Raw genomic sequence first — 20,961 nt, 5'->3', positions numbered from 1 at the left:
CATCCGGTCGGACGCGATGAGGCAACGGTAGGGATCGCACGTTTCGTGCGAGCACGCCTCCGGTGTCACGGGCGTAACGAAGCCCTCACGGCCTGCGGCGCTCGCCGAGAGGCGCGCGTCACACGCTGTTACACCGGGGCAACGGCGGGGAAACGGGCCGTCCCTACGGTGGACGTCATGACTCCTGGAGCGAACCCCGCCGCCCGGCCCCGACGCGTGCTCGTCGTCGGAGCGGGACCCGCCGCGCACCGCCTGGTCGACGCGCTCGTCGCCCGGGCCGGCGACCAGGCGCTGGAGATCACCGTCCTCGGCGAGGAGGTGCACCGTCCCTACGACCGCGTCGCACTCTCGAAGCGCCTCGACGGCGAGCACGACCTGACTCTGGGCGACGGCGCTCTGTGGGAGTCGGCGCGGCTGATCACCTCCTCCCGTGTCGTCGCGATCGATCCCGACCGCCTGCGCGTCGAGCTCGCGGACGGCCGCTCCCTCGAGGGCGACGAGATCGTCCTGGCGACGGGCTCCTCCGCCACGGTCCCGCCGATCGAGGGCGCCGAGCACGGCCGCGTCTACCGCACGCTCGAGGACGTGGACGGGCTCGTCGCCGAGCTCGCCGCGTTCCGCGCCCGGCGCGGACGCCCCGCGATCGTGGTCGTGGTCGGCGGCGGTCTGCTCGGCCTCGAGGCGGCGGGAGGCGCGCACCGGCTCGGTGCGCGCACCGCCCTCGTCCACTCCGGCCGCTGGCTGATGAGCGCGCAGCTCGACGAGGGCGCCGGGCAGGCCCTCGGCCGCATCATCTCGGCGCAGGGGATCGCGCTGCACCTCGGCAACCGGCCCACCGCGATCCTCACCTCGCCGACGGGGACGGTGCTCGGCGTCGCGCTGACCGACGGCAGCAGCATCAGCGCCGATCTCGTGGTCTTCTCCATCGGGATCACGGCGCGCGACGAGCTCGCCCGAGCGGTCGGGATCGAGGTCGCACCGCGCGGAGGCGTGGTCGTCGACGAGGCCTGCCGCACCAGCAGGGCGGGAGTCTGGGCCATCGGCGAGGTCGCCGCGATCGACGGCCGCACCGTCGGGCTCGTCGCACCCGCCAACGCGATGGCGGAGGTTGTCGCCGACCGGATCCTCGGCGGCGACGCGACCTTCCCGGGGGTCGACGACGCCACCAAGCTCAAGCTCTCGGGCGTGGAGGTCGCCAGCTTCGGCGACGCCCTCGGCACCACGGAGGGAGCGCTCGAGGTCGTCTACGCCGATCCGGCCCGCGGTCTCTACCAGAAGGTCGTCGTCTCGGACGATGCGCGCACGCTGCTCGGCGGGATGTTCGTCGGCGACGCGGGCCCCTACTCCTCCCTCCGCCCGCTGCTGGGGCGCGAGCTGCCGGCCGAGCCCGGCGCCTACCTCGCGGCGGCGGGGGCGGAGGCGCCCTCGGGCGACCTTCCGGACGACGCCCAGGTCTGCTCGTGCAACAACGTCTCGGTCGGCGAGGTCCGCCACGCGATCGGCGAGGGGTGCACCGAGCTGGGGCCGCTCAAGGCCTGCACCCGCGCGGGCACCCAGTGCGGATCGTGCGTGCCCCTGGTGAAGAAGCTGCTCGACACGGAGCTGATCCGTGCGGGCGTCGAGGTCTCCCGCGCCCTCTGCGAGCATGTGGCGCTCAGCCGCAGCGAGCTGTTCGAGTCGGTCCGCATCCTCGGGCTGCACTCGGCCGAGCAGGTGATGGAGCGCTTCGGCTCCGGGCTGGGCTGCGACGTGTGCAAGCCGGTGATCGCCTCCGTCCTCGCCACCCAGACGAACGCCTACATCCTCGACGGCGGCCAGGCGCCGCTGCAGGACACCAACGACCGCGCCCTGGCCAACATGCAGAAGGACGGCACCTACTCCGTCGTCCCGCGGATCCCCGGGGGCGAGATCACGCCGGCGAAGCTCAAGGTGATCGCCGAGGTCGCCGAGCAGTACGGCCTCTACACGAAGATCACCGGCGGGCAGCGGATCGACATGTTCGGCGCCCGCCTCGAGCAGCTGCCCGAGATCTGGCGCCTCCTCGTCGACGCCGGCTTCGAGTCGGGTCAGGCGTACGGCAAGTCGCTGCGCACGGTCAAGTCGTGCGTCGGATCGACCTGGTGCCGCTTCGGAGTCCAGGACGCGGTCGGGATGGCGGTCTTCCTCGAGGAGCGGTACCGGGGTCTCCGCTCGCCGCACAAGTTCAAGCTCGGGGTCAGCGGCTGCGCCCGCGAGTGCGCCGAGGCGCGGGGGAAGGACATCGGCGTCATCGCGAGCGACCTCGGCTGGAACCTCTACGTCGGCGGCAACGGCGGCTACCAGCCGGCGCACGCCCAGCTGCTCGCGCAGGACCTCGACGACGAGACCCTGGTGCGCTACATCGACCGCTACGTCATGTACTACGTGCGCACGGCCGAGCGGCTCCAGCGCACCGCCCGCTGGCAGGAGGAGCTCCCCGGCGGCCTCGAGCACGTGCGCGAGGTGGTCTGCGAGGACTCGCTCGGCATCGCCGCCGAGCTGGAGGCCGCCATGGCCACGCACGTCGACACCTACGTCGACGAGTGGGCGGCGACCCTCGCCGATCCCGACCGGCTCCGCCGCTTCCGCTCCTTCGTGAACGCCCCGGACACCGCGGATCCGCGCGTCGCGACCGTGCGCGAGCGCGGGCAGGTCCGGCCCGCCGGCCGGGACGAGAGACCGGACGGACCCGTGCTGGTCGCGGGGCCGAGGATCCCCGTCGGTCCGGCCGGGATCGGATCGGACTCGTGATGCAGCTCTCCCTCGACCTCGCCGGACGCCGTGTGCTCGTGATCGGCACCGCCTCCGGGACCCGCCGCGTGCTCGCCCGCTACCGAGCCGCCGGCGCACTCGTCGAGCGGCACGAGGCGGAGGACGCGCTCACCCCGGCGCCCCCGGCCCTGATCGTGTGGGTGGAGGGGCCGGCGCCGCTCCGAGCAGCGGCGGCCGAGCTCTGCCCCTGGATCGTCGACGAGGCCCCCGCGCCGACCCGGCCGGTCGGGCACGTCAGCATCGTCGGCGGCGGCCCCGGCGATCCGGATCTGATGACCCTCGCCGCCCGCCGCGCCCTCCGCGACGCGGACGTGGTGCTCTACGACCGGCTCGGTCCGCACGAGGGCCTGGCCGAGTGGGCGCCCGGCGCCGAGCTGATCGACGTCGGCAAGACGCCGGGTCATCATGCGGTGCCGCAGCACGAGATCGAGCGGCTGATGATCGAGCGGGCCCTCGCGGGTCTGGACGTCGTGCGCCTGAAGGGCGGCGATCCGTTCGTGTTCGGCCGCGGGTCGGAGGAGGTGCGCGCGTGCCGGCTGGCCGGCGTCGGCTCCACGGTCTTCCCCGGAGTGACCAGCGCGATCTCGGTGCCCGCCGCCGCCGGGATCCCGGTCACCCATCGCGAGGTCAGCAGGGCCTTCACCGTGGTCTCGGGCCATGCGCCGTTCAGCGAGCAGGAGCTCGGCCATCTGGCCGGGCTGGGCGGGACGATCGTGGTGCTGATGGGCGTGAACACCCTCCCGCACCTCGTCGCCGGGCTGCAGCGCGCCGGGATGCGCGCCGACACGCCCCTCGCGATCGTCGAGCGGGGCTGGTCGCGCGACCAGCGCACGACGGTCTCGTCGGTCGGCGCAGTGCTCGGCCTGCTCGCCGAGCTGGCACCGCGCTCGCCCGCCGTGATCGTCATCGGCGAGGTGGTCCGGCAGGCCGCGTGCCATGATGCGGGGGACCCCGAGAGCATCGCCCGAGCGGTCGATGCACTGACCGCGTGAGACCCCGAGGGGGCCGAGCATGACCGGCACCGATCCCGACGCCGCCGTGGGGTTCCGACCCGACCAGCTGGACGGCTTCCGCATCGGGGTCACCTCCGACCGCCGCTCCGAGGACCTGATCGCCGCGTTCGAGCGCCGCGGTGCCGCCGTCACGCACGCCCCCACCATCCGAATGCGCGGCGTCGACACCGAGGGCGCGCTCGAGGAGGAGACCCGCGCCATCGTCGCCGCCCGTCCCGACGTGCTCCTCGCCACCACCTCCTACGGCCTGCGGCGCTGGCTCGAGGCCGCGGACGCCGCGGGGATCGAGCTGGCCGACGCGCTGTCCTCCGCGCGGATCCTCGTCCGCGGACCCAAGGCGCGCGGAGCGATCCGTGCGGCGGGTCTCGACGACCACGGGATGAGCGAGCGCGAGACGACCACCTCCCTCGTCGACCTGGCTCTGCGCGAGGGCGTCGCCGGCCGCACGATCGCGGTGCAGCTGCACGGATTCACCGACCCGGCTCAGCTGCAGCGTCTCCGCGACGCCGGCGCCCGGGTGCTCACGGCCGCGCCCTACCGCTGGAGCGTGCACGAGGACTCCGCCCGGGTGCTGCGGCTGATCGACGCGGTCTGCGGAGGGGGCATCGACGCCGTCACCTTCACCAGCGCGCCGGCGGTGGAGGCGCTCTTCACGGTCGCGGAGGCCGCGGGCCGCCTCGACGACCTCCAGGCGGCCTTCCGCGAGACGGTGGTCGCCGCCGCCGTCGGCCCCGTGACCGCAGTACCCCTGGTCGAGGCAGGGATCCTCCCGGTCGTGCCGGACCGGTTCCGGATGGGTGCGCTCATCCGCCTGACCTGCGAGCACCTCGAGCAGGCGTCGCCCCGCATCGAGACGGCCTTCGGCACTCTTGAGCTCCGAGGCCGGCACGCCGTCCTGGCCGGGACCCGGGTGGCGCTGACCCCGGTCGCGCTCGCGCTGTTCCGGACTCTCGTCGCCGCCGAGGGCGCGACCGTCGCGCGTCACGTCCTCGCGGCCTCCGCGCCGGAGGCTCTCGACGACCACGCGGTCGACGTCGCCGTCAGCCGCCTCCGTCAGGCCCTCCCCGAACCGCGGCTCGTGGCGACGGTGATCAAGCGCGGCTACCGGCTCGCGACCCCGCTCTGAGCGGCGGCGCGGTGCCACACTGAGCGCGTGGGCAGGCTGAGGGTCGTCGTCGCGCCCGACTCCTTCAAGGGGTCGGCGAGCGCGGTCGAGGTCGCGCGGGCGATCGCCGAGGGCTGGAGCGCTGCGCGCCCGGGGGACGAGATCGTCCTCGCGCCGATGGCCGACGGAGGAGAGGGCACGGTCGAGGCCTTCGCACTCGCGGTCCCGGGGTCGCTTCGGCGGCCGGTCGTCGTCCCCGGCCCGAACGACCGGCCGGTCCGCGCCTGGTGGCTGCTGCTCCCCGACGGGACAGCCGTCGTCGAGCTCGCCTCCACGAGCGGCATCACGCTGCTCGACCCGCTCCGACCGCTCACCGCGCACACGCGCGGCTTCGGCCGCGCGATCGCCGCCGCCCTCGACGCGGGGGCGCACGCCCTGCTGCTGGCGATCGGCGGCAGCGCCTCGACCGACGGCGGAGTCGGAGCGCTCCGCGAGCTCGGCGCACGCTTCTCCACCGCCTCCGGCCGCGACCTCGGCGAGGGAGGCGGTGCGCTGCCCGCGCTCGCCGCCGCCGACCTCCGCGGGCTGCGTCCTCTGCCGCCCGGAGGCGCGGTCGTGCTCAGCGACGTCGCGACCCCGCTGCTCGGCGACTCCGGGGCGGCCCGCGTCTTCGGACCGCAGAAGGGGGCCGGCCCCGAGGACGTCCTCCTCCTCGAGAGCGGCCTCCGCCGTCTCGCTGCGCACCTGGACGCGGATCCCGATGCGCCGGGCTCCGGGGCGGCGGGCGGGACGGGCTTCGGGCTGCTCGCCTGGGGCGCGCGCCCGACCTCCGGCGCCGACGCCGTCGGACGGGCGATCGGGCTCCCGGCGCTCCTCGCGGGCGCGGACGTCGTCATCACGGGGGAGGGGCGCTTCGACGCGCAGTCCGCCGCCGGCAAGGTCCCGGTGCACGTCCTCGCGCTCGCCGAGGCGGCCGGGGCGCGGACGCTCCTCGTCGCCGGGGCGATCGCGGCGCCGACTCCCGGCTTCACCGCGGCGGTGTCGCTGACGGAGGCGGCGGGCTCCTCGTCCGCGGCCCTCGCGGACCCGCTCCCGCACCTGCGCGCCGTCGCCCGGGAGTGGGCCGCGCAGCTCCTCTGACCGTTCGCGGTGTCGGTGGTCGGGCGTACCGTCCGGGCATGCCCCGCGATGCGATCCGACCACCACATCTTGTGGTCGAGCCGCCGCGCGGACCCCACCGGTCGGGCATGCCGACACGCCGTGGCGCGTTGTACACAGTGAACGGGATCCTTCTGTCCACACCTGTGGATGGTTCGTCCGGATCCGCGTCCTTCCGCGGTTCCACGGACTCCGGCCTGTGGATGAACGGGGGAGGAACCGGTGGATAACTACACGGCTGTAACTACTACGTCTAGTGGGCTGACACCGGCCCGCCCCCTATATGTAGTATTGCTGAGCAGGTCGGAGCGAGAGCCCCACCGGCACCCAGAACTCACCCGGACCACCCTCCGACCCCGCCCGCATCGCGGGCCGCCGGTCGGGGAGCGGCACCGGGACACCCCCCTCCGAAAGGCGACACCCATGGCTGTGACGGTCTACACCAAGCCCTCCTGCGTCCAGTGCACCGCGACGTACCGCGCCCTCGACAGCAAGGGCATCGACTACGAGGTGTTCGACCTCTCCGTGGACGAGAAGGCCCTCGAGGCCGTCAAGGCCCTCGGCTACCTCCAGGCGCCGGTCGTCATCACGGACGACGACCACTGGTCCGGCTTCCGCCCCGACAAGATCGCGACCCTCTGAGGCGCACGGACGGCGATCCGCGACGTCGTCGGCGGGCGCCGTAGCGCCGCTGCGGCCTCCTCCTCCGCCGCGCAGCCGCCTCGGAGGCGGGACCGAGAACAGCAGCTGACGGGGAGAGGGGCCGAAGGATGAGCGGGCTCGTGTACTTCTCCAGCAGCTCGGGGAACACGCACCGGTTCATCGAGAAGCTCGGACGGCCGGCGCAGCGCATCCCGCTCCACGCCCGCCGCGACGGAGCCGCCCTCGACACGCTCCACGTCCACGAGCCGTACGTGCTCGTCCTCCCCACCTACGGCGGCGGCAACGGCGGGGGAGCGGTCCCCAAGCAGGTCATCCGGTTCCTCAACGATCCGTGCAACCGCTCCCTGATCCGCGGCGTCATCGGCGCCGGCAACACGAACTTCGGCGAGGCGTACTGCCTCGCCGGCGACATCATCGCCCGCAAGTGCGAGGTGCCGCACCTCTATCGATTCGAAGTATTCGGAACACCCGACGACGTCCGCGCCGTCGATGAAGGATTGGACACGTTTTGGACGCAGCAGTGATCGACGCTCCCCGCGATGCCGCACAGATGGACTACCACTCGCTCAACGCGATGCTGAACCTCTACGGCCCGAACGGAGAGATCCAGTTCGACAAGGACCGCGAGGCCGCTCGCGAGTTCTTCCTGCAGCACGTCAACCAGAACACGGTGTTCTTCCACACGCTCAAGGAGCGCCTCGACTACCTGGTCGAGAAGGAGTACTACGAGCAGGCCGTGCTCGACCAGTACTCGTTCGAGTTCATCCAGCAGCTCAACGACCTGGCGTACTCGAAGAAGTTCCGCTTCGCGACCTTCCTCGGCGCGTTCAAGTACTACACCTCGTACACGCTCAAGACGTTCGACGGGAAGCGCTACCTCGAGCGCTTCGAGGACCGCGTCGTGATGACCGCCCTCGGCCTCGCCCAGGGCGACGAGACGCTCGCGACCGCCCTCGTCGAGGAGATCGTCGCCGGCCGCTTCCAGCCCGCGACCCCGACCTTCCTCAACACCGGCAAGGCCCAGCGCGGCGAGCTCGTCTCCTGCTTCCTGCTGCGCATCGAGGACAACATGGAGTCGATCGCCCGCGGCATCAACTCCGCGCTCCAGCTCTCCAAGCGCGGCGGCGGCGTCGCCCTCTCGCTCTCGAACATCCGCGAGGCCGGCGCCCCGATCAAGCAGATCGAGAACCAGTCCTCGGGCATCATCCCCGTGATGAAGCTCCTCGAGGACAGCTTCAGCTACGCCAACCAGCTCGGCGCGCGCCAGGGCGCGGGAGCGGTGTACCTCTCGGCGCACCACCCCGACATCCTCCGCTTCCTCGACACCAAGCGCGAGAACGCCGACGAGAAGATCCGCATCAAGACGCTCTCCCTCGGCGTCGTCGTGCCCGACATCACGTTCGAGCTCGCGAAGAACAACGAGGACATGTACCTCTTCTCGCCCTACGACGTCGAGCGCGTCTACGGCATCCCCTTCGGCGACATCTCCCTCTCGGAGAAGTACCGCGAGATGGTCGACGACCCGCGCATCAAGAAGACCAAGATCTCGGCGCGCGAGTTCTTCCAGACCATCGCCGAGATCCAGTTCGAGTCGGGCTACCCCTACATCGTGTTCGAGGACACGGTGAACCAGGCGAACCCGATCAAGGGCCGCATCAACATGTCCAACCTCTGCTCCGAGATCCTCCAGGTCAACACTCCGACGACCTACAACGAGGACCTCTCCTACGCGCAGATCGGCAAGGACATCTCCTGCAACCTCGGCTCGCTGAACATCGCGCTGACGATGGACTCGCCCGACTTCGGCCGCACCATCGAGACCGCGATCCGCGGCCTCACCTCGGTGTCCGACCAGTCGCACATCACCTCGGTCCGCTCGATCGAGGACGGCAACGACAAGTCGCACGCCATCGGCCTCGGCCAGATGAACCTGCACGGCTACCTCGCCCGCGAGCGGATCCACTACGGATCCGAGGAGGGCATCGACTTCACCAACATCTACTTCTACTCGGTGCTGTTCCACGCCCTGCGCGCCTCCAACAACCTCTCCATCGAGCGCGGCACCACCTTCGAGGGCTTCGCCGACTCGAAGTACGCCTCGGGCGAGTTCTTCGACACCTACACGGAGAAGGAGTGGGCGCCGGCCACCGAGCGCGTCTCCCGCCTCTTCGCCGACTCGGGCATCGCGGTCCCCACCCGGGACGACTGGCGTGCGCTCAAGGCCTCGGTCATGGAGCACGGCATCTACAACCAGAACCTGCAGGCCGTCCCGCCGACCGGCTCGATCTCGTACATCAACAACTCGACGTCCTCGATCCACCCGATCGCGTCGAAGATCGAGATCCGCAAGGAGGGCAAGCTCGGCCGCGTCTACTACCCGGCGCCGTTCATGACGAACGACAACCTGGAGTACTACCAGGACGCGTACGAGATCGGCTACGAGAAGATCATCGACACCTACGCCGCCGCCACGCAGCACGTCGACCAGGGTCTCTCGCTCACGCTCTTCTTCAAGGACACGGCGACCACCCGCGACGTCAACCGCGCTCAGATCTACGCCTGGCGCAAGGGCATCAAGACGATCTACTACATCCGCATCCGTCAGCTGGCGCTCGAGGGCACCGAGCTCGACCAGTGCGTCTCGTGCATGCTCTAGAGCACGCAGCCCCACCCCCCTCCGCACGACCCATCCGCAGCAGCGAGAAGGAATCATGACTCCCCCCGAGAAGCTCAAGCTCGTCGACTCCGTCCAGGCGATCAACTGGAACCGGATCCAGGACGACAAGGACGTCGAGGTGTGGAACCGCCTCACGAGCAACTTCTGGCTGCCCGAGAAGGTCCCGCTGTCGAACGACATCCAGTCGTGGAACACGCTCACGCACCAGGAGCAGCAGCTCACCATGCGCGTGTTCACCGGGCTCACCCTGCTCGACACCGTGCAGGGCACCGTCGGCGCCGTCTCGCTCATCCCGGACGCGATCACGCCTCACGAGGAGGCCGTCTACACGAACATCGCGTTCATGGAGTCGGTCCACGCCAAGTCGTACTCCTCGGTGTTCTCGACCCTGTCGAACACCCAGGACATCGACGAGGCCTTCCGCTGGTCGATGGAGAACCCGAACCTGCAGAAGAAGGCGTCCATCGTCATGGACTACTACCGCGGCGACGACCCGCTGAAGCGGAAGGTCGCCTCCACGCTGCTGGAGTCGTTCCTCTTCTACTCGGGCTTCTACCTGCCGATGTACTGGTCCTCGCGCGCCAAGCTCACCAACACGGCCGACCTCGTGCGCCTGATCATCCGCGACGAGGCCGTGCACGGCTACTACATCGGCTACAAGTTCCAGAAGGGACTCGAGCGGGTCGACCAGGCCAAGCGCGACGAGATCAAGGACTACACGTTCTCGCTGCTCTACGAGCTCTACGACAACGAGGCGCAGTACACGCAGGACCTCTACGACCAGCTCGGCCTGACCGAGGACGTCAAGAAGTTCCTGCACTACAACGCCAACAAGGCGCTGATGAACCTCGGCTACGAGCCGATGTTCCCCAAGCAGGTCACCGATGTGAACCCCGCGATCCTGTCGGCCCTCTCGCCCAACGCGGACGAGAACCACGACTTCTTCTCGGGCTCCGGCTCCTCCTACGTGATCGGCAAGGCCGTGAACACCGAGGACGAGGACTGGGACTTCTAGGCCCGTGCATCCGATGCCTGAAGTAGGCGCAAAAATGAGGGGCGACCTCGCTGGACTAAATGTCAGCGAGGCCGCCCCTCATGCGCGAGGGCCGCCATTAGCAAGGCTCACCCTTGAGAAACTTCTAAGTTTGACGATTGGATTTTGAATTGAACATTTACCGCCATACGCCAAAGGGGCCTGGTGAAACGTGGAAGACCGGCCAGCGCGTACCTGAACCGGGGCTGTGGGCAGACCAGTACGGCGACGTCACATGGTTCAGGCAGGGGGCAACGTTCCCGCCTTGCCTTAATCGTAAGGGTGAAGGTGCCTTCCGGCACCTTGTTGAACCTGCCGTTGCAGCGGCTTAGAACAACCGAGTAATCACCTGAATTATGAGTAAGCGAGGGGCGTGGATGTTTCCGCGCCCCTCGTTTGCGCTAACCGGTCTTGCGCTGTACAACAGCGAATCGCTCCGATAATTTCCGATTCAGAGCGACCAGACGAGGCTAACACCGGGTGCGCCGCCAGTCCAGCCAGCTGGAGCCGTCGGCGCAAACCGTCAGAGGGCGAGCCGCATCAGCACGCGCGGGAAGCCGTTCAGCACCGAGGTCGTGTCCGCGGCCTTCTCGAAGCCCGCGCGCTCGAACAGCGAGCGCGTGCCGACGTACGCCATCGTCGGGTCGACCTCCGCGCCGGCGTTGTCGACCGGGTAGCCCTCGATCGCCGGGGCCCCGTGGGCTCGGGCGAACTCGACGGCGCCCTGGAGCAGCGGATGCGAGATGCCGCGCCCGCGGAAGCCGGGCCGCACGCGGAGGCACCACACGCTCCACACGTCGAGGCCGTCCACGTGCGGGATGCGCCGGTTCGTCGCGAAGCTCGTATCGGCCCGGGGGTGCACCGCCGCCCAGCCGACCACCTCGTCGCCGTCGTACGCGACGACGCCCGGAGGCGGATCCTCCGCCACGAGCTCGCGCACCCGGTCCCCGCGCGCCGGCCCCTTCAGCTCGCGGTTCTCCTTCGACGAGAGGAGGCGGTAGCTCAGGCACCAGCACACGTTCGAGTCGGGCTTCTTCGGGCCGACCATCGTCGCGACTTCGTCGAAGACGGTCGCGGGGCGCACCTCGATCGTCATGCCGGAAGCCTTCCACCGCGGGCTCGGGCCGACAAGGTACGCAACCGAGGATGAGAGACGGATCCGGGCGCTCAGCGCACCGGCAGGTCGTCCCGTCCTCGATCGCGCACGCGGTCCATTGACCACTCCGCCGGATGAATGCAACCCCGACCCCCTGTTGGACGGCGCCCAGGCGGGGCGCCTACCGTGGACGAGGTATCCAACGAAGGAGCACTCCCTGTGAAGCACGTCCCCCTCGGCACCTCCGGTGTCGACTCCCCGAACGTCGTCCTCGGCCTCATGCGCATCCCCGAGATGAGCGACGAGGCGATCCGCGGCCTCGTCGGCGCCGCCCGCGACTCCGGCATCGACTTCTTCGACCACGCCGACGTGTACGGCGGCGAACTGCACCGCTGCGAGGAGCGCTTCGCCGAGGCGATGGCGCTCACCCCGTCGGAGCGTGAGCACGTCGTCCTGCAGACCAAGGCGGGCATCGTCCCGGACGGCCCCTACTTCGACTTCTCGTACGAGCACCTCATCGCCTCGGTCGAGGGCTCGCTGAAGGCGCTGCGCACCGACTACGTCGACGTGCTGCTCCTGCACCGGCCCGACGCGCTCGTCGAGCCCGATGAGGTGGCCCGCGCGTTCGACGAGCTGCACGCGTCCGGCAAGGTGAAGCACTTCGGCGTCTCGAACCAGACGCCGTACCAGATCGAGCTGCTGAAGAAGTCGCTGAACCAGCCGATCGTGGCGAACCAGCTGCAGCTCTCGATCACCCATGCGCCGCTGATCGCGCAGGGTGTCGCCTCCAACATGGTCGGCGAGGACCAGTCCGTCATGCGCGACGCCGGCATCCTCGACTACTGCCGCCTGAACGACATCACCGTCCAGGCCTGGTCGCCCTTCCAGGCGGGGTTCTTCACCGGCGTCTTCCTCGACAACCCGGCCTACCCCGAGCTGAACGCCGTCATCGACCGGCTCGCAGCGACCTACGAGGTCCCGGCGATCGCCGTGGCCACCGCCTGGATCACCCGCCACCCGGCGGGCATGCAGGTCGTGCTCGGCACGACCAACGAGCAGCGCGTGCGCGATGCGGCCCTCGGCTCCGACCTGCCGCTCACGCGGCCGGAGTGGTACGAGCTGTTCCGCGCGGCGGGCTACCTCGTCCCCTAGAGCTCCCACCCCGGAGGAAATGCGCGTCGGCGCAGAGAGGCACGGACTCCCCGGAGTCCGTGCCTCTTCCCGTCCCCGCGAGACGCCGGTCGTACGCCCGTCGCGGACCGAAGCGGCATCTCGCGGGGGAGGGGCGGGAATAGGAACGGCACCCCTGCGTTGAACTTGAGCGTAACCGACTCAACTTCCTCAGGAGGACAGGTGCCCGACAACTACAGCGAGGCCGGAGCGAGCTCGTTCGACGACTTCCTCGCCCGCTACCTCGACGGTGAGCGCGCCCGCGCGGCGCGGTCAATCGACCTCAGCCGATTCCTCACCGCCCGTACCCGCGACATCCTGCAGTCCGCAGGACGCTTCGCCCTCGAGCGCGGCCAGACCGAGCTCGACGCCCTGCACGTGCTCCGCGTGCTCATCGACGACGAGACCGTCTCGCAGGCCGTGCGCCGCATCGGCGTCGACCCCGCCGCCATCGCCACCGCCGCGGAGGCGCGCCTCCCGCAGGCCGACGAGGCCCACGCCTCGCAGAACGCGGCCACCATCACCCCCAGCGCGCAGCGCGCGCTGTTCCACGCCTACCAGGTCGCCCGCTCCAGCGGCTCGACCTACATCGAGCCCGAGCACCTCTTCTTCGCGCTCGTGCTCGGCCAGGACGCCCCCGCCGGGCAGGTCCTCGCCCGCGCCGGCGTCACCGCCGAGGCCCTCACCCAGGGCATGCGCGAGACCGAGGCCCCGCAGCAGCAGGAGGCGGGACAGCCCGCCTCCGACACTCCGCTGCTCGACAAGTTCGGCACCGACCTCACCGCTCTCGCCCGCGAGGGCCGGCTCGACCCGGTCATCGGGCGCGCCGACGAGATCGAGCAGACCGTCGAGATCCTCAGCCGCCGCACCAAGAACAACCCGGTGCTCGTCGGCGAGGCCGGCGTCGGCAAGACCGCCATCGTCGAGGGCCTGGCCCGCGCGATCGTGGCGGAGGAGGTCCCCGAGCAGCTGCGCGGCAAGCGCGTGATCTCGCTCGACCTCCCCGGCATGCTGGCCGGCACCCGCTACCGCGGCGACTTCGAGGAGCGCCTCACCGGCACCATGGACGAGATCGCGGCGCACTCCGGCGAGCTGATCGTCTTCATCGACGAGGTCCACACCGTCGTCGGTGCGGGCGGCGGCGGCGAGGGCGGCATGGACGCGGGCAACATCCTCAAGCCGCGTCTGGCCCGAGGCGAGCTGCACCTCGTCGGCGCCACCACGCTCAAGGAGTACCGCACCATCGAGAAGGACCCGGCACTGGAGCGGCGCTTCCAGCCGGTCCGCGTCGGCGAGCCCGGCATCGAGGACGCGGTCGCCATCCTGCACGGCCTTCGCCCCGCCTACGAGGAGCACCACCGCGTGCGCTTCACGGACGAGGCCCTGCGCGCCTCCGTCGAGCTCTCGGCCCGGTACCTCACCGACCGCGTGCTGCCCGACAAGGCGATCGACCTGATCGACCAGGCCGGCGCGCGCCTCCGCCTCCGCCTCGGAGCCGGCGTCGACACCGGAGCTCTGCTCGAGCGTCTGGCGACCCTGGAGGCCGACAAGAACGCGGCCGTCTCGGCCGAGCACTACGAGGAGGCGTCCCGCGTCCGCGACGAGATCAGCGCCGTGCAGGCGGAGCTCGACGCGGCCACCGGCAGCGCCCCCGCGGAGGCGGTCGTCGGCGAGACCGAGATCGCGGCCGTCATCGCCCGCGCCACCGGCATCCCGGTGTCGCGGCTCACAGAGGGGGAGCGCGAGCGCCTCGCGCACCTCGAGACCGAGCTGCACCAGCGGGTCATCGGCCAGGACGACGCGGTCACCGCGGTCGCCCGGGCCGTCCGCCGCAGCCGCACAGGCCTCGGCGACTCCTCGCGCCCGGTCGGCTCGTTCCTCTTCCTCGGCCCGACCGGTGTCGGCAAGACGGAGCTGGCGCGCACCCTCGCGGGCTCCCTCTTCGCCGACGAGCAGTCGGTCATCCGCTTCGACATGAGCGAGTTCGGCGAGCGTCACACGGTCTCGCGGCTGGTCGGCGCCCCTCCCGGGTACGTCGGCTACGACGAGGCCGGTCAGCTGACCGAGCGCGTGCGCCGGAACCCGTACTCGGTGGTCCTCTTCGACGAGATCGAGAAGGCGCACCCCGACGTGTTCAACCTGCTGCTGCAGGTGCTCGACGACGGGCGTCTGACCGACGGCCAGGGGCGGACGGTCGACTTCCGCAACACGGTGATCATCATGACCTCGAACCTCGGCTCGGAGTTCCTGGCCTCGCGGTCGGGTGCGCTCGGCTTCGTCGCTCAGAGCGACGCGTCGGCCGAGGGCTTCGCCTCGGAGAAGGACCTGCGCGATCGCGTCATGGGCCGACTCCGCGAGGCGATGCGCCCCGAGTTCCTCAACCGGATCGACGAGATCGTCCTGTTCCGCCGCCTCGGCCGCGAGCAGCTGCGGGAGATCGTCGGCATCGTCCTCGACACCACGCGCTCCCGCCTCGCTCCCCGCGAGGTGACGCTCGAGGTGACGGAGGCGGCCGTCGACTGGCTCGCCGAGAACGGCTACGAGCCGCAGTACGGCGCCCGGCCCCTGCGCCGGCTCGTCCAGCGCTCCATCGACGACCGGATCGCCGACCTGTTCGTCAGCGGCGAGGTCTCCGACGGAGGCGCTGTCCGCGTCGACGCCGTCGGCGGCGAGCTGCTGGTGACCTCGGCCGCCGCCCTCCCGCTGGCCGCGTAGCCGGTCCCGCTCCGACCCCCGTCCCTCCTCCTCCCGCGAGACACCGCTCGTGACGACGGCACCGTCCGTCATCGTGAGCGGCGCCCGCGGAGAGGGAGGGGCGGGGGTCTTCGCGTCCCCACGGCTTGCCACAGCGGTCCGGGCGGGATAGACACGAGAGCACGAGAACCGGAGGCACGATGTCGAACCCGCGCTACTACGACCCCGTGGGCAAGGCGGTCCGGGCGCTGCTCGTGCTGAGCCTCGTCTGCTTCGCCCTGGCGGTGGGCATGTTCGCCCTCGACATCGTCATGCCCGGCACCATGACGGACGAGCGACGGCCCTGGGCCGAGGCCAGCGGGGCGCTCGCCTCGTTCGGCGTGCTGGCCCTCATCGTCTACTTCGCGACCGTCGCGATCGTCGGCGCGATCCGGGGCCGCGGGCAGTAGCGCCGGCTCCGACGCCGTCGTCCGACAGGAACGCGTCCGGCCCGCGGGATCCGAGGATCCTCGCGGGCCGGACGCGTTCTCGCGAGCCGTCAGGCGCCGGTCAGGGGCACTTCTTCGCGGTGATCGTCACCTTCAGCGTGGCGTCCGGAGCGACGGGGGAGCCGCCGGCCGGCTCCTGCCCGGTGACCTGACCGGCGTCGGGCGCCTTCGGGTTCTCGGCGCAGGCGAGCGTGATCTTCGTGAAGCCGGCTGCGCCGAAGGCGTTCTTCGCGGCCTCCAGATCCTGGCCCGTCACGTTCGGCACGGTCTTCTGGTTGCCGGAGCTGGTGAACACGGTGATCGCGGTGCCGCGCGGGGCCGAGCCCGACGGGTCGGCGCGGGTGACCGTCCCGACCGCGGCGTCGCTCGCCTCCGTGCCGCCCTGCACGACGCCGAAGCCGGCCGCCTCGAGCTTGGCCTCGGCGTCGGCGGAGGAGAGCCCGACGACATCCGGGATGTCGACCTTCGGGACGACCTGCAGCGAGCCGTCGGCCTCCGGGAAGTCCGTCCCGCCGTAGGTCGCGTCGGCGGCGCGCATGACGACCGGCCAGATGCGGTGGCGCGCGGTGGCGGCGGATCCGGAGTCGAAGGAGTAGCGGCCGAGGCGCAGGTTCGCGTCGCCCTTCACGTTGAACACGCCGACGGCAGTCGCGACGCGGGTGCTCGCTCCGGTCATCCAGGTGGCCTTCGCGTCGTCGGTGGTGCCGGTCTTGCCGATCAGCGGAACGCCGTCGCCGGTGCGGGAGGCGACGGCCGTCCCGCCGCCGGTGAAGGTCGCCTGCAGCGCGACGGCCGCGGTGGCGGCGACGTTGCGGTCGATCGACTGGCGGCAGTTCGCCGGGGGCACCGGCTGGTCGGCTCCGGCGGAGTCGGTGATGCGGTCGATCGCGACGGGGTCGCAGGTCGTGCCGCCGGAGGCGATGGTGGCGAAGGCGCCGGCCATCGAGAGGGGCGAGACGTAGTTCGTGCCGAGCACCGACGACGGGTTGTGCTCGAGCTCCTCGCCGCTGCCCTGCTTCACGCCCATGTCGACCGCGGTGTCGCGGATGCCGCACAGGTCGAGCTCACGGGCCATGCCGACGAAGCCGGTGTTCAGGGAGGTCTTCGTGAAGGACACCGGGGTGCCGACCTCGCCGGTTCCGCCCTCGTCGTTCTTCGCGCTCGTCTCGTTGCTCGTGTCGGTGCCGCCGGAGACGCAGGAGTCCGTGAAGGTGCCCCAGGTGGACTTGCGCGTCCCGTCGACCGACTCGTTGATGCTGTGGCCCTCCTTCAGCCACTCCACCAGCGTGAAGAGCTTGTAGGTCGAGCCCGGCTGGATCCCGGAGGATCCGCCGTTGGCCCGATCGGTGCTGTAGTTCACGGCGCTGTAGGACGGGTCGGTCGTGAGGACGTCCGGATCCTGCGAGTACTTCTTGTTCTGCGTCATCGCGAGCACGCGCCCGGATCCGACCTCGACGCTGACGGAGACGGCTCCGACGTCGAAGTTCCAGGTCTGCGGGACCTGCGCGTCGACGGCGGCGACGGCCGCGTCCTGCAGGCCGACGTCGAGCGTCGTGTAGACGTCGAGGCCGCCGCGGCGGAAGTTGGTCCAGCGGGTGTCCTCGTCGGCGCCGAAGATCTCGTTGTTCTTCAGGACGTTGGTGACGTAGTCGCAGAAGAAGCCCGCGTTGCCCGCGGTCGAGCAGCCGGTGCTGGGCTGGGTGATGCGGGGCTCGATCGGAGCGGCGACGGCGGCGTCGTGGTCCTCCTGCGAGATCTTCCCCTCCTCGAGCATCTTGCCGATGATGTAGTCGCGGCGGTCCTTGTTGCGGGCGTAGCCGTTCGCGGCGCCGTTGTCCGGGTTGTCGGGCTGGTCGATCCGCAGGACGGCCGGGTTGTTGACGATCGCGATGAGGCTCGCGGCCTGGGCGATCGAGAGGTCCGCGGCCGAGGTCGCGTAGTAGTAGTTCGCGGCGGTCTCGAGGCCGTAGGTGGTGCCTCCGAAGAACGCGATGTTGAGGTAGCCCTGGAGGATCTGGTCCTTCGTGTACTGCTTCTCGAGCCCGATGGCGAGCTTCATCTCGCGGAGCTTGCGCTCGGGGGAGGTCCGGGTGGCCTCGTCGATCGCGGCCGCGCGCTCGGCGTCGTCCGAGATGTTGCGGACGGCCTTCTCGACGAGGACGTTCTTCACGTACTGCTGGGTGATCGAGGATCCGCCCTGCACGTCGTTGCCGAGCACGTAGGTCTGCGCGACGGCGCGGAGCGTGCCGGGGAGGTCGACTCCGCCGTGGTCGTAGAAGCGGGGGTCCTCACCCGAGACGGCGGCGTCCTTGGCGGCCTGGGCGATGCGGTCGAGCGGCACCTCGACGCGGTTCTCGACGTAGAAGGAGGCGAGCAGCTGCGGGCCGTCGGAGCCGGTCGCGTAGATGTTGCTCTTCTCGGAGAGCTTGTCGACCTCGAGGTAGTCGGGCAGGCCGTCGAAGACGCCGATCGACTGGTTCGCGGCGACTCCGGCGAGCGCCACGGCCGGGGTGACGGTGGCGGTCACGAGGACTCCGGCCACGACGCTCATGCCCAGGAAGCCCACGATCGCCTTGACCACACCACCGGTGGTCCTTCTGTCGGACGCCAAACCTTCTCCTTCGCGAATCCCCCCGGATGCTGCGACGACCGCGGCCGACGCCCTGCACGCTCCGTGCGGCAGGTCAACCTCGACAGACTAACCCGAGAGCCCCCGAAGACGAAGGCCCGGCCAGAGGCCTGAAAAGACCCTGACCGCGACCCGGGGGACGGTGTTCCCTAGGCTGTCGGCATGGCGAGCCCCTCCTCCGACCCCGGACCGGCCGACGCGACGACCCCGGAGGCCGCTCCGGTCGCGCCCCCGCAGGCCGTCCCCGCACCGCCCACGGGCGCCCTCTCGTACGCTCTCGGCTTCCTCGCGTTCATCGGGATCCCGTTCCTCAGCCTGATCGTGGGCGGCATCGTCATGGCGTCCGTGTACCCCTCCGCCCGGAGGAAGGGCGGGCTCGCCGCCGAGAACGCGCGGAACGCGGCGAACTGGGGTCTGACGGTGATCCTGATCGGGGTCGTGACGCTCGGCGCGCACGTCGTGCTGCTCTTCGCCGCCTCCGACACCCCGCTCGCGAAGGGCTTCTACCCGATCGGCATCCCGATCACGCTGTTCGCCGTGCTCTGGCTGGTGCACTTCGTGCTGATCATCTGCGGACTGGTGAAGGCGAACCAGCGCGAGGTGTTCCGTCCGCGCATCGCGATCCCGTTCCTCCGCCCGCCCGCGGCCTGAGCTCAGGCGCCGACGGGCCAGAGGTAGTCGAGCCCCGGCGGCGTGCCGGGGAACAGCGGGCCGTAGTGGTCCTCGTCCTTGGCCACGAGCTTCGAGCGGTGCGAGAGGTGCAGCCGCTCGTCGCCGAACCACGGCGGGAGCGCGTAGTCGCCTGTCAGGTAGGCGGCGAGATCCTCCGGGGCGGCGGCGAGGGCCTCCTCGGTCTTCACGAGGGACGTGTCGGCGAAGCCGCGCTCCGTCCACTCCGCGCAGGTCTCGCGCTGGTAGGTCATCAGCGCCGGTCGGTAGCCCCGCCACATCCGCGTGACGGGGTGGTTCTGCCAGCCGTACCCCGGAACGGTCAGCGCCCGCATGACCTGCAGCGTCTCGACGCGCTGCTTGCCGAGCCGCTTGCCGTCGAGGGCGCGGACGCTGCGGTGGAAGTCGGGGTAGGGGAGGAAGGTCTGCACGCCTCCCAGTCAACAGCGGCCCGTCTCCCTCCGGCCACCCTCCCGTCACGCCGATGTCGCCTGGCGTGCGTAGCGTCCGGGGCATGACCGGACTCCCCCTCCTCGCCACCGACGACGTGCAGCTGCGCTGGGCGCGGCCCGAGGTCCTCGACTCCGCCCGCCACCGGATGCTGCGCCTGCTCACCCTCGCCGAGCGCCTGCGCTACGAGGCGACGAGTCGGCGCGAGGTCCGGGACGGCTTCCTCCTCGGCCGGGTCCTCGTGCGCGAGCTGGCCGCCGAGACGCTCGGGATCGATCCCCTCGAGGTCGCCGTGGACGCGCGCTGCGAGCGCTGCTCCGGACCGCACGGCCGCCCGGTGCTCCGCGGCGAGCACCCGGCGCTGGAGCGGATGCGGATCAGCATCGCGCACTGCGACGGCGCGGTGGTCGCGGCGCTGGCGACCGGACGCGACATCGGGATCGACGCGGTGCGCGCCCGCACCGTCCGCGACCGCGTGGCCTCCGGGGCGACGACGGCGGAGCAGGTGCTCGCCGATCTGCGCTCGCAGGCGGTCGCGAAGGCCGACGGGCGTGGGACCTCGAGCGACGAGCCCGTCCGCTTCCGCACCAGGGAGGGTGGGACCGAGGCCTGGATCGAGGGCTCGAGCCGCTACTTCGCCGTCTCGGAGCCGACGGTCCACTCCGCGCTCGTCGTGGCGGTCGCGGTCGCTCAGGAGTGACCGCGGGGCGCGGTCCCCGGCCGTTGCGCTGGTCCGCGCCTAGGCGAACAGCGACAGCGTGATCGTCGAGCGGTAGGAGCCGGCCTCGACGTCCGGCTCGGCCAGCAGCCGCAGCTCGGCGTCGGCGCTCCAGGTGCCGGCCCCGCCGGCGGCTCCGAGCAGCAGCGCGTCGCGCAGGCCCGCGCCGCCCTCGAGGGAGGAGGCGACCGGATCGCCCGCGACGGCGCCGGTGCCGGTGATCAGGCGCGGGGTCCAGCCGAGGTGGTCGGCTCCGATCGAGGCGCTCGGGCCGGTGAGGGCGCTCGCCGAGGCGAGGACGTACCAGTCGTTCTGCGCGCCGACGCGCGAGTCGGTGACGGTGACCGTGGGGAGCCCGCCCGTGAACCGGCGCTGGAGGGCGGTGGAGCCCGACTCGGCGAGGTCGACGGCGTCGGCGGCGACGGAGAGCGAGAGGGAGCCGGGCTGCGCCGGAGGGGTGATGTCGACGTCGACGTCCACTCCGTCGAGGTCGTGGAGCAGGGGCGGCGTGCGGACCGGGTCCTCGCCGGTGAGGGGATCGGCGGCGTCGGGCGGGGTGTCGGAGGCGGCGAAGAGCAGCACGACGTGCGCGCCGAGCGTCACGACCC

The 20,961-nt window shown here is 71.0% G+C and carries 17 protein-coding genes; 13 read left to right on the top strand and 4 right to left on the bottom strand.

Annotation, left to right across the window (positions count from 1 at the left end; all coding sequences use genetic code 11):
• The first annotated feature begins 177 nt into the window (after positions 1-177).
• The 8 genes from nirB to nrdF all read left to right on the top strand — a co-directional run bounded on the left by nirB (position 178) and on the right by nrdF (position 10,421).
• Positions 178-2,769 (top strand): nitrite reductase large subunit NirB, encoded by a 2,592-nt coding sequence (gene nirB, locus C5C50_RS10705; protein WP_104273434.1) that lies wholly within the window; start codon positions 178-180, stop codon positions 2,767-2,769.
• Positions 2,769-3,782 (top strand): uroporphyrinogen-III C-methyltransferase, encoded by a 1,014-nt coding sequence (gene cobA, locus C5C50_RS10700; protein ID WP_104273433.1) that lies wholly within the window; start codon positions 2,769-2,771, stop codon positions 3,780-3,782. The genes nirB and cobA overlap by 1 nt, the downstream gene beginning before the upstream one ends.
• 19 nt (positions 3,783-3,801) lie before the next feature.
• Positions 3,802-4,929 (top strand): uroporphyrinogen-III synthase, encoded by a 1,128-nt coding sequence (locus C5C50_RS10695; RefSeq protein WP_104273425.1) that lies wholly within the window; start codon positions 3,802-3,804, stop codon positions 4,927-4,929.
• A 36-nt stretch (positions 4,930-4,965) separates the two neighbouring features.
• Positions 4,966-6,048, top strand: coding sequence for a glycerate kinase (locus tag C5C50_RS10690; protein ID WP_219814097.1), 1,083 nt, complete (start codon positions 4,966-4,968; stop codon positions 6,046-6,048).
• Positions 6,049-6,489: 441 nt separating this feature from the next.
• Positions 6,490-6,708 carry a glutaredoxin-like protein NrdH gene (gene nrdH / locus C5C50_RS10685; RefSeq protein ID WP_068255139.1) on the top strand — a complete coding sequence of 73 codons (219 nt, stop codon included), beginning with the start codon at positions 6,490-6,492 and terminating at the stop codon, positions 6,706-6,708.
• A gap of 128 nt (positions 6,709-6,836) precedes the next feature.
• Positions 6,837-7,253 carry a class Ib ribonucleoside-diphosphate reductase assembly flavoprotein NrdI gene (gene nrdI / locus C5C50_RS10680; protein WP_104224357.1) on the top strand — a complete coding sequence of 139 codons (417 nt, stop codon included), beginning with the start codon at positions 6,837-6,839 and terminating at the stop codon, positions 7,251-7,253.
• Positions 7,254-7,279: 26 nt separating this feature from the next.
• The gene (gene nrdE, locus C5C50_RS10675; protein ID WP_104250945.1) at positions 7,280-9,385 is read left to right on the top strand and encodes a class 1b ribonucleoside-diphosphate reductase subunit alpha; all 2,106 of its coding nucleotides are present in this window, start codon (positions 7,280-7,282) and stop codon (positions 9,383-9,385) included.
• Between the two features lie 55 nt (positions 9,386-9,440).
• Entirely contained in the window at positions 9,441-10,421 is a 981-nt protein-coding gene (gene nrdF / locus C5C50_RS10670; protein WP_104224358.1) for a class 1b ribonucleoside-diphosphate reductase subunit beta, read from the top strand.
• Positions 10,422-10,962: 541 nt separating this feature from the next.
• Here the strand turns inward: nrdF and C5C50_RS10665 are convergent.
• Positions 10,963-11,535, bottom strand: a complete 573-nt coding sequence (locus C5C50_RS10665; RefSeq protein WP_104273423.1) for a GNAT family N-acetyltransferase — start codon at positions 11,533-11,535, stop codon at positions 10,963-10,965.
• Positions 11,536-11,754: 219 nt separating this feature from the next.
• Between C5C50_RS10665 and C5C50_RS10660 the strand changes: the two genes are divergently transcribed.
• From C5C50_RS10660 to C5C50_RS10650, 3 genes are all read left to right on the top strand, one after another.
• A complete protein-coding gene (locus C5C50_RS10660; protein ID WP_258063708.1) occupies positions 11,755-12,687 on the top strand; it encodes an aldo/keto reductase family oxidoreductase in 933 nt (310 codons plus the stop codon).
• Positions 12,688-12,888: 201 nt separating this feature from the next.
• A complete protein-coding gene (locus C5C50_RS10655; protein WP_104273421.1) occupies positions 12,889-15,420 on the top strand; it encodes an ATP-dependent Clp protease ATP-binding subunit in 2,532 nt (843 codons plus the stop codon).
• A gap of 179 nt (positions 15,421-15,599) precedes the next feature.
• On the top strand, positions 15,600-15,848 hold the full coding sequence (locus C5C50_RS10650) for a hypothetical protein (protein WP_104224361.1): 249 nt from the start codon (positions 15,600-15,602) through the stop codon (positions 15,846-15,848).
• 100 nt (positions 15,849-15,948) lie between these two features.
• Here C5C50_RS10650 and C5C50_RS10645 read toward each other — a convergent pair whose 3' ends face one another.
• A complete protein-coding gene (locus tag C5C50_RS10645) occupies positions 15,949-18,498 on the bottom strand; it encodes a transglycosylase domain-containing protein (protein WP_258067736.1) in 2,550 nt (849 codons plus the stop codon).
• 180 nt (positions 18,499-18,678) lie between these two features.
• Between C5C50_RS10645 and C5C50_RS10640 the strand changes: the two genes are divergently transcribed.
• On the top strand, positions 18,679-19,167 hold the full coding sequence (locus C5C50_RS10640; protein WP_104247716.1) for a DUF4870 domain-containing protein: 489 nt from the start codon (positions 18,679-18,681) through the stop codon (positions 19,165-19,167).
• A 2-nt stretch (positions 19,168-19,169) separates the two neighbouring features.
• On the opposite strand, the gene C5C50_RS10635 is transcribed toward C5C50_RS10640, so the two are convergent.
• Positions 19,170-19,616 (bottom strand): MSMEG_6728 family protein, encoded by a 447-nt coding sequence (locus tag C5C50_RS10635; protein WP_104273420.1) that lies wholly within the window; start codon positions 19,614-19,616, stop codon positions 19,170-19,172.
• A gap of 83 nt (positions 19,617-19,699) precedes the next feature.
• Here C5C50_RS10635 and C5C50_RS10630 point away from each other — a divergent pair, with 83 nt between their 5' ends.
• A complete protein-coding gene (locus C5C50_RS10630; protein ID WP_104273419.1) occupies positions 19,700-20,335 on the top strand; it encodes a 4'-phosphopantetheinyl transferase superfamily protein in 636 nt (211 codons plus the stop codon).
• 39 nt (positions 20,336-20,374) lie between these two features.
• Here the strand turns inward: C5C50_RS10630 and C5C50_RS16995 are convergent.
• A partial coding sequence (locus C5C50_RS16995) for a hypothetical protein (protein WP_104273418.1) occupies positions 20,375-20,961 on the bottom strand: 587 nt, incomplete at its 5' end.

The organism is Rathayibacter sp. AY1D9, from assembly GCF_002932395.1.
GTDB lineage: Bacteria > Actinomycetota > Actinomycetes > Actinomycetales > Microbacteriaceae > Rathayibacter.
This window is presented reverse-complemented; position numbering and strand designations above follow the sequence as displayed.

What these genes read in the sequence shown, in the direction of transcription:
- nrdE (WP_104250945.1), top strand. Translation starts at nt 7,280, where the DNA reads ATGGACTACCACTCGCTCAACGCGATGCTGAACCTCTACGGCCCGAAC.
- C5C50_RS10650 (WP_104224361.1), top strand. Translation starts at nt 15,600, where the DNA reads ATGTCGAACCCGCGCTACTACGACCCCGTGGGCAAGGCGGTCCGGGCG.
- C5C50_RS10665 (WP_104273423.1), bottom strand. Translation starts at nt 11,535, where the DNA reads ATGACGATCGAGGTGCGCCCCGCGACCGTCTTCGACGAAGTCGCGACG.
- cobA (WP_104273433.1), top strand. Translation starts at nt 2,769, where the DNA reads ATGCAGCTCTCCCTCGACCTCGCCGGACGCCGTGTGCTCGTGATCGGC.
- nirB (WP_104273434.1), top strand. Translation starts at nt 178, where the DNA reads ATGACTCCTGGAGCGAACCCCGCCGCCCGGCCCCGACGCGTGCTCGTC.
- nrdH (WP_068255139.1), top strand. Translation starts at nt 6,490, where the DNA reads ATGGCTGTGACGGTCTACACCAAGCCCTCCTGCGTCCAGTGCACCGCG.
- nrdF (WP_104224358.1), top strand. Translation starts at nt 9,441, where the DNA reads ATGACTCCCCCCGAGAAGCTCAAGCTCGTCGACTCCGTCCAGGCGATC.
- C5C50_RS10640 (WP_104247716.1), top strand. Translation starts at nt 18,679, where the DNA reads ATGGCGAGCCCCTCCTCCGACCCCGGACCGGCCGACGCGACGACCCCG.
- C5C50_RS10695 (WP_104273425.1), top strand. Translation starts at nt 3,802, where the DNA reads ATGACCGGCACCGATCCCGACGCCGCCGTGGGGTTCCGACCCGACCAG.
- C5C50_RS10630 (WP_104273419.1), top strand. Translation starts at nt 19,700, where the DNA reads ATGACCGGACTCCCCCTCCTCGCCACCGACGACGTGCAGCTGCGCTGG.
- nrdI (WP_104224357.1), top strand. Translation starts at nt 6,837, where the DNA reads ATGAGCGGGCTCGTGTACTTCTCCAGCAGCTCGGGGAACACGCACCGG.